Below are 12,634 nucleotides of genomic sequence, written 5' to 3'. Positions count from 1 at the left end.
CGCGCCCCGAGGAAGGGAAACTACAGCAGCACCGCCACCCGCCCCACCCACCGCACAACTGGTGCGACCATGAAGACGGCCAGCAGATCAGGATCCCGACGGTACGAGTGGAGGTGACCATGACCGTGGCGGTGTTCGACCACGAGGGCCCGTGGACCGAGGAGGAGTACCTCGCCCTGGGTGAGACCTCCCAGCGAGTCGAACTCTTCGACGGTAGCCTGCACGTGACACCCGCCCCCACCCCACGTCACCAGCGGATCTCTCGCAAGTTGGGCAACATCCTGGAGACCGCGGCCGAGTCCATCGGACTGGAGCTGCTGGAGGCGGTGAACGTCCGGCTTCGGCCAGGACGGGTACCGGTGCCGGATCTGGTGATCACCGCACCGGTGAACCTGGACGCCCCGTTCATCGAGGCGAGCGACGTGCTGCTCGTCTGCGAGATCATTTCACCGAGCAACGCCGCCACGGACAACGTCCTCAAGATGCACTACTACGCCGCCGCCGGCATCGAGTGGTACCTGCTGGTCGAGCAGACGACTGGCGCCCTGCGCCTGCACCGGCGACGTGGCCGGCACTACGTCGAGCAACAGTCCGTCAAGCGGGGCGAGACGTTGCGGCTGGAGTCGCCCGTCCGGGCCAGCATCCGACCGGAGGATCTCATCCCCTGACGGTTGTCGGTGGACTCGCCTAGGGTCGGCGCATGAGCGAGTTCGACGTGGCCGGTGCGGCGGTGCAGGCCGCCCTGGACGCGGGCGCCCGGTACGCCGACGCCCGAGTGATGCACCGGCGCTACGAGTCGATGTCGGCCCGCAACGGCGAGGTCGAGGCGCTGACCCAGGACGAGAGCGTCGGGCTGGGCGTACGCGCCCTGGTCGGGGCGAGTTGGGGCTTCCACGCCGTACCGGAGTTGTCCGACCGCGCCGCCCGCGATGCCGGCCATCGGGCCGCGCGGACCGCCGCCGCGAGTGGCCTGGTGCCGGGCCCGGGGGTCGAGCTGGTCCCGGTCGCGCCGAGCACCGCGAGTTGGTCGTCTCCGTGCACGGTGGATCCGCTCGGCGTCTCCCTTGCCGTCAAGGGCGACCTGCTGGTGGCCGCCACCAGCACGATGGCCGACCATGGCGCCGACCTCGCCGAGGGGCTCTACCAGGTCTGGGACACCGCGAAGTGGTTCGTGTCCAGCGAGGGCCACCGGATCGACCAGCACATCCGCGAATGCGGCGGCGGCATCTCGGCCACCTCCATCGGCGACGGTGAGACGCAACGCCGCTCCTGGCCGAGCTACCGCGGCCAGTACGGCACCACCGGCTGGGAGCTGGTCGACTCCCTCGACCTGGTCGCGCACGCGGCACGGATCGCCGAGGAGTCGCGGGAACTGCTGACCGCACCGCTCTGCCCGGCCGGCGAGACCGACCTGATCCTCGGCGGCGAGCAGTTGGCGTTGCAGATCCACGAGTCGGTCGGGCACGCCATCGAGCTGGACCGCATCCTCGGCTGGGAGGCCGCCTTCGCCGGCACCTCGTGGCTGGATCTCGCCCAGCTCGGCTCGCTGCACTACGGCTCCGAGCTGATGAACATCACCATCGACCCGACCATCCCCGGCGCGCTGGGCAGCTTCGGCTACGACGACGAGGGCTCGCCGGCGGTCAAGCGGGACGCGGTGCGTGCCGGACGGTGGGTCGGCGTGCTGGCCGGGCGGGACTCGGCGGCGATGGCCGGCCTCGACTACGGCGGCAGCGTACGCGCCGACGGTTGGGCGCGGCTGCCGATGGTCCGGATGACGAACGTCGGCCTGGAGCCGGGCCCGCACACGCTGGAGGAGATCGTCGCCGCCACGGACGAGGGGGTGCTGATGGACGTCAACCGGTCCTGGTCCATCGACGACAAGCGACTGAACTTCCAGTTCGGTTGCGAGATCGGCTGGGAGATCCGCAACGGCCGGCGCGGACGGATGCTGCGCAACCCGACGTACACCGGCATCGGCCCGCTGTTCTGGCGTTCGATGGACATGCTCTCCTCGGAGATCGTGCCGTGGGGCACCCCGAACTGCGGCAAGGGCCAACCCGGCCAGGTCGGGCACACCGGTCACCCGGCCGCGCCGGCCCGCTTCCGCAACGTCCGAGTGGGGGTACGGGCATGACTGAGCTGGACCTCGCCGGTCAGGTGATGCAGTTGGTCGCCCGGCTCGCCGGGCCGGGCGGGCAGGCCGAGGTGACGGTGAGCCGGGCGGAGCTGGCGTTGACCCGGTTCGCCAACTCGGCGATCCACCAGAACGTCGCGGAGTCCGCCGTGGAGGTCCGGCTGCGGATGCACCTGGACGGGCGTACCGCCGCCGGTAGCGGCACCACGGTCACCCCCGACGGACTGCGTACGCTGGTGGAGCGGGTGCTGGCGGCGGCGCGGTTCGCGCCACGCGATCCGGCCTGGCCAGGGCTCACCCCACCCACCGCGGTGCTGCCCTCGCCGCAGTGGGATGCGGCCACGGCACAGGCCGGGCCGGCCGACCGGGCCGCCCTGGTCCGGGCGTTCGTCGACGCGGCCGGCGGCCTGGAAACCGCCGGCTACTGCCGTACGGCGGTCCGCGCGGCGGCGTTCGCGAACTCGGCCGGACACACCGTGCAGGGCCGCACCGTCGAGGCGGCGATGGACGGGATAGCCCGGGCCGGCGGCGCCGACGGCACCGCCCGCGACTGTGCGGACCGGTTGGCCGATCTGGACGGCGCCGAGCTGGGGCGACGGGCGGCCGCGAAGGCCCGGGCCGGGACCGATCCGGTGGAGCTGCCACCCGGGCGGTACCCGGTGGTGCTGGAACCCGCCGCCGTGGCCGACCTGCTGGAGAACCTGGCCTGGTACGGCTTCAACGGCAAGCGGTACGCCGAGGGGCAGTCCTTCGCCGAGCCCGGCGTGGCCCAGCTCGACCCGGCGGTGACCCTGGTCGACGATCCCCTCCGCGCCGCCGGGCTGCCGTTCGACCTGGAGGGCACACCGACCCGCGCACTGACCCTGGTGGACGCCGGCACCATCGGCGCGGTGGTGCACGACCGGCGCAGCGCCGCCGAGGTGGGCGGCGAGTCCACCGGTCACGCCTGGACCGGCAGCAGCACCTTCGGTCCGATCCCGCGCAACCTGCGCCTGGCGCCGGCCCGGGCCACGGGCACGTCGGGCGGCGGCGAGGTCGGCACGGCCGGGCCGGCGGGCGGCACCGCAGCGGTGGCCGGGCTCGCCGAGCCGCTGGCCGGCGCGGTGCCCGACGCGGACACCGCCGCCCTGGTGTCCCGGATGCCGCGCGGACTGCTGGTCAGCGACCTGTGGTACACCCGGGTGCTCGACCCGAAGAGTCTGGTGATCACGGGCCTGACCCGCAACGGGGTGTGGTTGGTCGAGGACGGCCAGGTCACCCGCGCGGTCCGCGACCTGCGGTTCACCGAGTCGTACCCGCGAGCGCTCGGGCCCGGCGCGGTGTTGGAGCTGGGTCGGCGTACGGCCCGCCAGCCGAACCGCTGGGACGGTGTCTGGTGGGAGGCGCCGGCGTTGCGGCTGGCTTCCTGGAACTTCACCGGCGGGGCGTCCGGCTGACCAGTCATCCGCCGCTGGTCGATCTTTTTCGGACGCTCGCATATTGATCATGGCGAGAGGGTTTCCAAAGGGCGGGACACACGGGACACTGCCTTGCGCGGACGGCCCGCCTAGATCGGCGTAACGTGTGTCACTTAGCTGCTCCGGTACGCCCGGTGCGGTCGTTGGTGTGCGCATGACGTGGCAAGCGGGGTCGGCATCGCCGGTCCGCGTGCCGACCGGAAAGTGTTCCGCCGCCCGTGAGAGGGCCCCGTCAGGGAGACGACGCGAATGACATCATCGGCAACGAGACCGCGGGGGGCGCGGGCACGCGCCGCCATCGCGGCCAAGACGTTGCGTACGGACCGTTGGTGGCTTGCCCCGCTGATCACCGTCATCGGGCTCGGTGCGTGGATCACGTACGCGACGGTCCGGGTCTTCATGCACGACTACTACTGGGTCGAGGAGTTCCACTACCTCACCCCGTTCTACTCGCCGTGCGTGACCGACCGGTGCATCGCGGAGGCGTCGCACTTCGGGCAGTACCTGCCCGGCTGGTGGATCATCCCGGACGCCGCGTTCACCCTGCCGTTCCTGCTGCTGTTCCGGCTGACCTGCTACTACTACCGCAAGGCGTACTACCGGTCGTTCTGGCTCTCCCCGCCGGCCTGCGCGGTGCCGGACGGTCACGCCTCCTACGGCGGCGAGACCCGGTTCCCGCTGATCGTGCAGAACTCGCACCGGTACTTCTTCTACTTCGCCGCGATCATCTCGCTGATCAACACCTGGGACGCCATCGCGGCCTTCCGCAGCCCCGAGGGCTTCGGGTTCGGCCTGGGCAACCTGATCCTGGTCGGCAACGTGGTGATGCTCTGGGCGTACACGATCTCCTGTCACTCCTGCCGGCACATCATCGGTGGGCGACTGAAGCACTTCTCCAAGCATCCGGTCCGGTACCGGGCCTGGGGCTTCGTCTCCTGGCTGAACGTCCGGCACATGCAGCTCGCCTGGATCACCCTCGGCACGTTGGCGCTGACCGACTTCTACGTCATGTCGGTCGCCGCCGGGTGGATCTCCGACCTGCGGTTCATCAACTGAGGGCCCCTGACATGACTACCGATTCTCACCGCGACACGAGCGCCACCACGCGCATCGAACGACACCACTACGACGTCGTCGTGATCGGGGCCGGCGGCGCCGGCCTGCGCGCGGCGATCGAGGCACGGCTGGCCGGCAAGAAGACCGCCATCATCTCCAAGTCGCTGTTCGGCAAGGCGCACACGGTGATGGCCGAGGGCGGCGCCGCTGCGGCCATGGGGAACGTGAACAGCCGGGACAACTGGCAGGTGCACTTCCGCGACACCATGCGCGGCGGCAAGTTCCTCAACAACTTCCGGATGGCCGAGCTGCACGCGAAGGAGTCGCCGCAGCGGATCTGGGAGCTGGAGACGTACGGCGCGCTGTTCGACCGTACGAAGGACGGCAAGATCTCGCAGCGCAACTTCGGCGGCCACGAGTACCCCCGACTGGCCCACGTCGGCGACCGGACCGGGCTGGAGCTGATCCGCACCCTCCAGCAGAAGATCGTCTCGTTGCAGCAAGAGGACCAGCGCGACCACGGCTCGTACGACGCCCGGATCAAGGTCTTCTCCGAGACCACCATCACCGAGCTGCTGCTCGACGGCGACCGGGTGGCAGGCGCGTTCGGCTACTACCGCGAGTCCGGCGAGTTCATCCTCTTCGAGGCGCCGGCCGTGGTGCTGGCGACCGGCGGCGTCGGCCGCTCCTACAAGGTCACCTCGAACTCCTGGGAGTACACCGGGGACGGGCACGCGCTGGCGCTGCGCGCCGGGGCGACCCTGATCAACATGGAGTTCCTCCAGTTCCACCCCACCGGCATGGTCTGGCCGCCCTCGGTCAAGGGCATCCTGGTCACCGAGTCGGTACGCGGTGACGGTGGCATCCTGAAGAACTCCGAAGGCAAGCGGTTCATGTTCGACTACGTCCCCGACGTCTTCCGCAAGCAGTACGCGGAGACGCCCGAGGAGGCGGACCGCTGGTACACCGACCCGGACAACAACCGGCGCCCACCGGAGCTGCTGCCCCGCGACGAGGTCGCCCGCGCGATCAACAGCGAGGTCAAGGCGGGCCGGGGTACGCCGGCCGGCGGCGTCTACCTGGACATCGCCTCCCGGTTGCCGGCCGAGGAGATCCGTCGCCGCCTGCCGTCGATGCACCACCAGTTCAAGGGACTGGCCGACGTCGACATCACCAAGGAGCCGATGGAGGTCGGCCCCACCTGCCACTACGTGATGGGTGGCGTCGAGGTCGACCCGGACAGCGGTGCCGCGTACGGCTCGGTGCGCGGCCTGTTCGCCGCCGGTGAGGTCTCCGGCGGCATGCACGGCTCCAACCGCCTCGGCGGCAACTCGCTGTCCGACCTGCTGGTCTTCGGCAAGCGGGCGGGCGGGCACGCGGCCAGCTACGTCGACCAGCTCGCCGGCCGCCCCCGGGTGGAGGTGAGCGCCGTGGAGACCGCGGTGGAGACCGCCCTGGCTCCGTTGCAGCGGGACACCGGCGAGAACCCGTACACCCTTCAGCAGGATCTCCAGGCGGTGATGGGCGACCTGGTCGGCATCATCCGACGCGAGGCCGAGCTGGCGGACGCGCTGGTCCGCCTGGCCGAGCTGCGCGAGCGGGTGGCGAAGGTCAGCGCGGCCGGTGGCCGGCGCTACAACCCGGGCTGGCACCTGGCACTGGACCTGCGCAACATGCTGGTCGTCTCCGAGTGCACCGCCAAGGCGGCGCTGGAGCGCCGCGAGTCGCGCGGCGGCCACACCCGCGAGGACCACCCCACCATGGATCCGCAGTGGCGGCGGGTCAACCTGGTCTGCTCGCTCGACGGCGACACCGTCCGGCTGGACCGCAAGCCGCTGCCGAAGATGCGCACCGAACTGATCGGCCTGTTCGACCGCGCCGAGCTGGCCAAGTACCTCACCGACGAGGAACTCGCCGAGTTCGACGCCCTCGCCGCCGCCGACGCCGCCGGAAAGGAGAGCTGAGGGTATGGGCACGAAGCGTACGTTCCGGATCTGGCGGGGTGACGCCGACGGTGGCGACCTCCAGGACTACTCCGTCGAGGTGAACGAGGGCGAGGTGGTCCTCGACGTCATCCACCGGTTGCAGGCCACCGACGCGCCGGACCTGGCCTGCCGGTGGAACTGCAAGGCGGGCAAGTGTGGCTCCTGTTCCATGGAGATCAACGGGATGCCCAAGCTCGGCTGCATGACCCGGATGTCGACGTTCGAGGAGAACGAGACGGTCACGGTGACCCCGCTGCGCACCTTCCCGGTGATCCGCGACCTGGTCACCGACGTCTCGTTCAACTACGAGAAGGCGCGGGAGACGCCCGCCTTCGCTCCCCCGGCCGACCTGGCCCCCGGCGACTACCGGATGCAGCAGGTCGACGTGGAGCGCTCACAGGAGTTCCGCAAGTGCATCGAGTGCTTCCTGTGCCAGACCGTCTGTCACGTGGTCCGCGACCACGACGAGAACAAGCAGGCGTTCTCCGGGCCGCGCTACTTCATCCGGGCCGCCGAGCTGGACATGCACCCGCTGGACGCCAAGACCGACCGCAAGGAGTACGCGCAGTCGGAACAGGGCCTGGGCTTCTGCAACATCACCAAGTGCTGCACCGAGGTCTGCCCCGAGCACATCAAGATCACTGACAATGGGATCATCCCCATGAAGGAGCGGGTCGTCGACCGCAGGTACGATCCACTCGTATGGCTCGGTAGCAAGATCTTCCGGAGGGGTCAGGTGCCTCAGACCAGCGTGACCAGCGAACACTCCCCGGGCGCCGTGCGCTCCAGCGCCACGGCCCACGGTGTGCACTCGCACGCGGGCGGCTCGCACGACACCGCCGCCGAAGTGCAGGCCCAGCAGGGCGTCAACTGGCACCGCGAGGTGCCGAAGCCGACCGCCCCGGCCGTCGACGCCAGCGGCAAGCTCCCCCTGACGGAGCTCACCTTCGACCGCGCCGCCGCCCCCTCCCCCTTCGGCGACGACGTGACCTTCCCGCTCCCTCCCGAGCACCTCAACTTCGCCCACCCCGAACAAGACGAAAAGCACTAACCACCCAATAGAGGAGGGGGCTGCGGCACACGCCACAGCCCCCTCCCCCATTCCCCCTCCCACCCACCGCCCACCGCCCACCCGCCCGCCGCCCGAGCCGCGTTGATCAAGAGATTTGCGTCGGAGAGCACCCCTCCCCCCGACGCAAACCTCTTGATCAACACCAACCACCGGGCCGCGCCCCGCCCAGCTTCGCCCGAGTGGGTTGATCAAGAAGTTTGCGTCGGGGGTGGGGGGCGTGTAGACGCAAACCTCTTGATCAACGCGGGATAGGCGGGCCGGCGGAGGGGTGTGGTGCGGGACAGTGGGGGGTGGGGGGTGGGGGGGTGGGGGGTGGGGTTAGGGGGTTAGGAGGGGGCGGAGGGCGGCGACGATGGGGGCGTCGGCGGGGAGCCAGGTGACGGAGTCCAGTTCGGCGGCGGAGAGCCAGCGCAGGGCCCGGTGTTCCAGCGCCTGCGGGCGGTCACCGTGCAGCAGGCGGGCCGCGTACACCTTGAGCACCGACCGGCCGTGCGCCATCCGGACGTTGCGGCCGACCCGCTCGCCGATTTCCACGCGTACGGCGAGTTCCTCGGCGCATTCGCGGGCCAGCGCCGCCGTCTCGCTCTCCCCCGGCTCGACCTTGCCGCCGGGAAACTCCCACATGCCCGCCACCTCGGGTGGCGCAGAGCGGGCACAGGCCAGCACCCGGCCACCCTCGATGATTGCCGCCCCAACGATCACCTTCGGGTCCCGCTTAGCGGCCTGTCCGCCGCCATTCGCCCGTTCGGTCCGCACGGGCGTCCAGCGTGCCAGATCAATCGGCGGTTTGGGTAGCTTGGTCGGCCATCAGGCCAGGAATACCCAGAAGTGTGGGCGTGGACACACCATCCGTGCGACGTAAGACTAGAGGCACCGACAAGACACGGGGCGGCGACGATTTGGCCACAAGCCGGCAACGAAGCCTGGGAGGTGCGGTGATGCGTGCGCTGTTCGGCGGTCGAGCGAAGCACGACTACCTCAGCGACGCTCTCACCCTACTGAACGGTTGGACTCGTGAGGGCGAACAGATCCGGCGCACGCTAGTCATCGACGACACCCAGCACGCCGCGTTGACCGAACGGGTCAAGGTGGTCGCCGACGCGCTTCACCTACGGCCGGAGATCAGCCGGCTTGCCGACCACACCCAGATCCGGGTCGGCCACGGCAACACCCCGCTGTCCGAGGGTGAGGTCCTGCTGGCCGCCCGCATCGAGGACGCGTACCGGGCGGTGACCGAGTCCTGACCCCGCGCGGGCGGACCACGACGTCAACGGCGAGGCCCTTCCGCCGGAACGGCGCTGTCCCCGGCACCCCGACCCCGCCATACCGGCGGAACAGCGGGCGCCCGCTGCGGGTGGCAGCGGCCTCCTACCCTGTGGCGCATGGCGAACCCGACGTACGACCGTAAAGAGCAGTTCCAGCAGATCCAGAGCGGCCTGCTCGACGGAGAACAGATCATCGCCGTCTACGACGCCGTCGGCACCGGCACCGGGTTCATCGGGCTGACCGACCGGCGCGTGATCATTCAGGACCGCTCCTTCATCGGCAAGCGGTACGCGATCACCAGCATCCCGTACTCGAAGATCACCAGCGTCAGCGTGGTCAGCAACAAGTCGTGGGGCGGCTCGTTCTTCTCCACCGGCGCCATCGCCATCCACGTCGGCACGCACACCTACGAGGTGGAGTTCCGGGGCGACCAGAAGAGCCACCACGTACACAACGTGATCCTCCACTACATCAGCTGACCAGCCCCAGCCGGCCCGGAACAGCCCGCGCCAGCGCGCCCAGGGCAGCCCGCGCAGCCTCAGCCCGCGCCCGAAACAGTCGCGGGCTCACGACAAGCCGGTACCTAGGATCCAGCCCGAGGTAACCGCGGTCGATCACGCTGTGCACGCCGGACGTGAGCGGTAGGCCGCGCGGAAAAAGTGTTGCCGGGGTGCCCTGATGCCGATTGGCTGGGCGGGTAGCCGAACGGAAGGAGCAACGACATGAGGCACGCGAGGCAGGGCCAGCGAGCAATCACCGTCGACTCCTTCGAATCGAGGCTTTGTGCGTACGTGGAAAACAACGGACCGGGCGCCGCGCGGCGCTGGTAGTACCGACGGGGGCCGCTGATGTCGGTCTTCGATGATCCGGGGCACTTCGGCCGACTCTGGGCCGACACCTACGACCTGCCGGGCGGGCTGCCCGACCCGGCGCTGGCGGTGGAGTTCCTCGCCGATCTGGGCGGCGGCGGCCGGGTGTTGGAGTTGGCCATCGGCACCGGGCGGGTCGCCCTGCCGCTCGCCGCGCGTGGCGTCACCGTCGAGGGGGTGGAGGCGTCACCGGAGATGGTCGCGAAGCTGCGCGCCAAGCCCGGCGGCGAGGACCTCCCGGTGGCCATCGGCGACATGGCGGACGTGCCGGTGACCGGCCCGTACGGCGTGGTGTACCTGGTCTTCAACACGCTGTTCAACCTGGTCCGCGAGCAGCGGCAGGCGGACTGCTTCCGTAACGTCGCGCGGGTGCTGGCGCCCGGCGGGGCGTTCGTCATCGAGACGTACGTGCCGGACCCGGCGGGCATCGACCGGGACGAACAGGTCCAGATGCGGGAGGTGACCGAGGACTCGGCCACCATCCGACTGCACCGTTACGACCGGGCGGCTCAGACGTTCGTCCGGCAGACCGTCACCTTCGACGCTGGCGGGGTGCACCTGCACCCGTTCGCGATGCGGTACATGTGGCCCGAGCAGATCGACGAGATGGCCGGGCAGGCCGGGTTCCACCTGGCCGAACGGTACGCCGACTGGGACCGCACCCGGTTCGGCCCGGACAGTACCTCGCACATCTCCGTCTACCGGCTCGGCTGATCCGAGTAGGGCGCCGGGTCCGGCATCCCGCCCGGCCCGACGCCTGCCCGGAGCCGGGACCGGAGATCGCCGAGACGCCGATCGTCGCGGCTGGCAGCCGACGAGCGCTTGACCATCGGTCACAAAGGCCCCAGCACGGCGTCGGGTTCGGCCTCCAGCGCCAGGGTTTCCAGCACGGTCAGGAGTTGTCGTTCCTCGTACCTGAAGTGTGACTCCATGATGGCCGCCAGGCCCTCCAGGTGCCGATTCAACTCGACGGGCGGCGCGGCCCGCAGCACGGCGGCCTGCAGCCCGGCCAACAGGTGCGCGATCATCGAGTGGTCCTGCCGCAGCTGGTACAGCGTGTCCCGCAGGTCCGGGTGCTGCTCGGCGATCGCGGGAAACAGGTCACGGTCCTCGCCCTCGTGATGGGCGGTCAGGGCGGCGCAGAACCCGTGGCAGAACAGCAGCAGATCGCGGGTTGCCGGCTCTGCCGGTACGCCTACGGCCAGGGCATCCCGGGTCAGGGTCAGTGCGTCGCGCAGCCGGTCGTGCACGCGGCGTAACTCATGGCTCCAGGCCACCAGCCTGGTCTTCTCGCCCTCACCCACAGGTGAGAGACGAAGGTACGACGATCATCATCGACATCCTTCAGCCCGGCGCCTCCATGCCTGACACGGCCTGCCACCGGCACGCGACGCTGAGGCGGAAGGTACCACGCTCGGCCAGCGGCCGGCTTGGTGCCGCCTGGGATACTGATCCACATGCCGATTCGAGCCGCCGCGCTGGCCAGACTGCGTCAGATCAGGAAGAACGGTCGGGGCCGCTGGTGGCGCCGGGCAGCGGTGGCGGGTGCGGTCGGCGCGGTGCTGCTGGTCGCCGCCAGCTGGGGCAGCGTGAGCTGGATCCGCTCCGGCGCCGAAGGGCGGATGCACACGGCGCAACTGGTCCCCGACACCCCGGTGGCCCTGGTGTTGGGCACCCGGGTCCAGCCGGACGGCACCCCGGCGCCGTTCCTCACCGCCCGCCTGGAGATCGCCCGCGAGTTGTACGCCACCGGCAAGGTCCAGGCGATCCTGGTTTCCGGCGACAACATGCGCCAGGAGTACAACGAGCCGGAAGCGATGCAGCGCTGGCTGATCGAGCACGGGGTACCGGCCGACAAGGTGGTGTTGGACTACGCCGGCTTCGACACGTACGACTCGTGCGCCCGGGCCAAGCGGATCTTCGGGGTGGACCGGGCGACGCTGGTGACCCAGCAGTTCCACCTGGCCCGCGCGGTCACGGTGTGCCGGCACGTCGGCGTGGACGCCGTCGGCGTGGGTGACGAAACCGCTCGCGAGTACGGCCGGACCTGGCAGTTCGCCGCCGCCAGGGAGTACGGCGCCGGCGTGAAGGCGGCGCTGGACGTGCTGTCCGGCCGCGACCCGGTGCACCTCGGCCCGCGCGAGACCGGCGTGCACGACGCCCTTCGCACCGGCTGACCCGTCCCCCGACGCGCCATCTCATCGGGCTTCTGTCGGGACTACGCCCCGGCGTCACCGGCTCCCTCCACGCCCGGTTCCTCATCCGCCGCGCGAGCAAGCCCGGCCAGGGTGGCCGCGAGATGGGCGTTGCGGCGGGCGATGAGGCGTTGCAGGTACGGCCGCAGGAGCACGCTGGCCACCACACCGCCGACCGGTCCCAACGGCGCGGTGAACTCGATGACGTCCCGCATGACGGTCGCCGAGGAGTCGACCGGGCTCGGCGTGAAGCGGTGCTCGTGGCGCCATCGACCGAACGGGCCGCTGACCTGCTCGTCCGTGAAGCCGTACGGCCGCCGGTAATCGGTGATCCGCACGGTCATCCGCCAGGGCAGGCCGAAGTGCCGGGCCTGCCACGTGACCGCATCGCCGGCCGTCAGCCGGCCGGTCGTCACGCCGCCGATCGCCCGCTCGGCGCTGGCCCCCATGGACTCGGTGTGCAGATCGACGTCGAGGCAGGCGTCGAAGACGGTTTCCGGCGTTGCCTGCACGTCCGTCGTCAGCTCGATGCGCGGCATGCCGCCACCGTAGGCCCCCGGTCGCACCGCAAGCGCACCGCACTCGTCGCAGGGCGAA

13 protein-coding genes are annotated in these 12,634 nt (G+C 70.4%); 10 read left to right on the top strand and 3 right to left on the bottom strand.

The window, feature by feature from the left end; genetic code table 11:
- Nucleotides 1-119: 119 nt before the first annotated feature.
- The 6 genes from E0H26_RS11950 (at nt 120) to E0H26_RS11925 (ending at nt 7,686) form a co-directional block, all read left to right on the top strand.
- Complete coding sequence (locus tag E0H26_RS11950) at nt 120-668, top strand: Uma2 family endonuclease (protein ID WP_131303666.1); 549 nt, start codon at nt 120-122, stop codon at nt 666-668.
- Between the two features lie 32 nt (nt 669-700).
- Nucleotides 701-2,137, top strand: coding sequence for a TldD/PmbA family protein (locus E0H26_RS11945; RefSeq protein WP_131303665.1), 1,437 nt, complete (start codon nt 701-703; stop codon nt 2,135-2,137).
- Nucleotides 2,134-3,573 (top strand): TldD/PmbA family protein, encoded by a 1,440-nt coding sequence (locus E0H26_RS11940; RefSeq protein ID WP_131303664.1) that lies wholly within the window; start codon nt 2,134-2,136, stop codon nt 3,571-3,573. Before E0H26_RS11945 ends, E0H26_RS11940 begins: the two co-directional genes overlap by 4 nt.
- 270 nt (nt 3,574-3,843) lie before the next feature.
- The gene (locus E0H26_RS11935) at nt 3,844-4,650 is read left to right on the top strand and encodes a hypothetical protein (RefSeq protein ID WP_131303663.1); all 807 of its coding nucleotides are present in this window, start codon (nt 3,844-3,846) and stop codon (nt 4,648-4,650) included.
- 11 nt (nt 4,651-4,661) lie between these two features.
- Nucleotides 4,662-6,614 carry a fumarate reductase/succinate dehydrogenase flavoprotein subunit gene (locus E0H26_RS11930; RefSeq protein WP_131303662.1) on the top strand — a complete coding sequence of 651 codons (1,953 nt, stop codon included), beginning with the start codon at nt 4,662-4,664 and terminating at the stop codon, nt 6,612-6,614.
- Between the two features lie 4 nt (nt 6,615-6,618).
- Nucleotides 6,619-7,686 carry a succinate dehydrogenase/fumarate reductase iron-sulfur subunit gene (locus E0H26_RS11925; protein ID WP_131303661.1) on the top strand — a complete coding sequence of 356 codons (1,068 nt, stop codon included), beginning with the start codon at nt 6,619-6,621 and terminating at the stop codon, nt 7,684-7,686.
- 339 nt (nt 7,687-8,025) lie between these two features.
- On the opposite strand, the gene E0H26_RS11920 is transcribed toward E0H26_RS11925, so the two are convergent.
- Nucleotides 8,026-8,463 (bottom strand): (deoxy)nucleoside triphosphate pyrophosphohydrolase, encoded by a 438-nt coding sequence (locus E0H26_RS11920; protein WP_131303660.1) that lies wholly within the window; start codon nt 8,461-8,463, stop codon nt 8,026-8,028.
- 182 nt (nt 8,464-8,645) lie between these two features.
- Here E0H26_RS11920 and E0H26_RS11915 point away from each other — a divergent pair, with 182 nt between their 5' ends.
- The 3 genes from E0H26_RS11915 (at nt 8,646) to E0H26_RS11900 (ending at nt 10,556) form a co-directional block, all read left to right on the top strand.
- Nucleotides 8,646-8,951 carry a pterin dehydratase gene (locus E0H26_RS11915; protein WP_131303659.1) on the top strand — a complete coding sequence of 102 codons (306 nt, stop codon included), beginning with the start codon at nt 8,646-8,648 and terminating at the stop codon, nt 8,949-8,951.
- 138 nt (nt 8,952-9,089) lie between these two features.
- Nucleotides 9,090-9,452, top strand: coding sequence for a PH domain-containing protein (locus E0H26_RS11910; RefSeq protein WP_013735804.1), 363 nt, complete (start codon nt 9,090-9,092; stop codon nt 9,450-9,452).
- Nucleotides 9,453-9,821: 369 nt separating this feature from the next.
- Nucleotides 9,822-10,556 (top strand): class I SAM-dependent methyltransferase, encoded by a 735-nt coding sequence (locus E0H26_RS11900; RefSeq protein WP_131303658.1) that lies wholly within the window; start codon nt 9,822-9,824, stop codon nt 10,554-10,556.
- A 119-nt stretch (nt 10,557-10,675) separates the two neighbouring features.
- Here the strand turns inward: E0H26_RS11900 and E0H26_RS11895 are convergent, their stop codons facing one another.
- A complete protein-coding gene (locus E0H26_RS11895; RefSeq protein ID WP_131303657.1) occupies nt 10,676-11,146 on the bottom strand; it encodes a hemerythrin domain-containing protein in 471 nt (156 codons plus the stop codon).
- 153 nt (nt 11,147-11,299) lie between these two features.
- Between E0H26_RS11895 and E0H26_RS11890 the strand changes: the two genes are divergently transcribed.
- On the top strand, nt 11,300-12,019 hold the full coding sequence (locus E0H26_RS11890; protein WP_165521821.1) for a SanA/YdcF family protein: 720 nt from the start codon (nt 11,300-11,302) through the stop codon (nt 12,017-12,019).
- A gap of 41 nt (nt 12,020-12,060) precedes the next feature.
- On the opposite strand, the gene E0H26_RS11885 is transcribed toward E0H26_RS11890, so the two are convergent.
- Nucleotides 12,061-12,576: an SRPBCC family protein gene (locus tag E0H26_RS11885; RefSeq protein WP_131303656.1), complete on the bottom strand. Its 516-nt coding sequence runs from the start codon at nt 12,574-12,576 to the stop codon at nt 12,061-12,063.
- Between the last annotated feature and the right edge of the window lie 58 nt (nt 12,577-12,634).

It is taken from the genome of Micromonospora zingiberis (assembly GCF_004331455.1).
Lineage (GTDB): Bacteria > Actinomycetota > Actinomycetes > Mycobacteriales > Micromonosporaceae > Micromonospora > Micromonospora zingiberis.
The sequence above is the reverse complement of the archived record's forward strand: the minus strand, read 5'-3'. Positions and strand labels throughout refer to the sequence as shown.

Bases quoted from the DNA above. Each gene is read 5' to 3' on its own strand.
- E0H26_RS11950 (WP_131303666.1), top strand. From the start codon at position 120: ATGACCGTGGCGGTGTTCGACCACGAGGGCCCGTGGACCGAGGAGGAG.
- E0H26_RS11945 (WP_131303665.1), top strand. From the start codon at position 701: ATGAGCGAGTTCGACGTGGCCGGTGCGGCGGTGCAGGCCGCCCTGGAC.
- E0H26_RS11940 (WP_131303664.1), top strand. From the start codon at position 2,134: ATGACTGAGCTGGACCTCGCCGGTCAGGTGATGCAGTTGGTCGCCCGG.
- E0H26_RS11935 (WP_131303663.1), top strand. From the start codon at position 3,844: ATGACATCATCGGCAACGAGACCGCGGGGGGCGCGGGCACGCGCCGCC.
- E0H26_RS11930 (WP_131303662.1), top strand. From the start codon at position 4,662: ATGACTACCGATTCTCACCGCGACACGAGCGCCACCACGCGCATCGAA.
- E0H26_RS11925 (WP_131303661.1), top strand. From the start codon at position 6,619: ATGGGCACGAAGCGTACGTTCCGGATCTGGCGGGGTGACGCCGACGGT.
- E0H26_RS11915 (WP_131303659.1), top strand. From the start codon at position 8,646: ATGCGTGCGCTGTTCGGCGGTCGAGCGAAGCACGACTACCTCAGCGAC.
- E0H26_RS11910 (WP_013735804.1), top strand. From the start codon at position 9,090: ATGGCGAACCCGACGTACGACCGTAAAGAGCAGTTCCAGCAGATCCAG.
- E0H26_RS11900 (WP_131303658.1), top strand. From the start codon at position 9,822: ATGTCGGTCTTCGATGATCCGGGGCACTTCGGCCGACTCTGGGCCGAC.
- E0H26_RS11890 (WP_165521821.1), top strand. From the start codon at position 11,300: ATGCCGATTCGAGCCGCCGCGCTGGCCAGACTGCGTCAGATCAGGAAG.
- E0H26_RS11885 (WP_131303656.1), bottom strand. From the start codon at position 12,576: ATGCCGCGCATCGAGCTGACGACGGACGTGCAGGCAACGCCGGAAACC.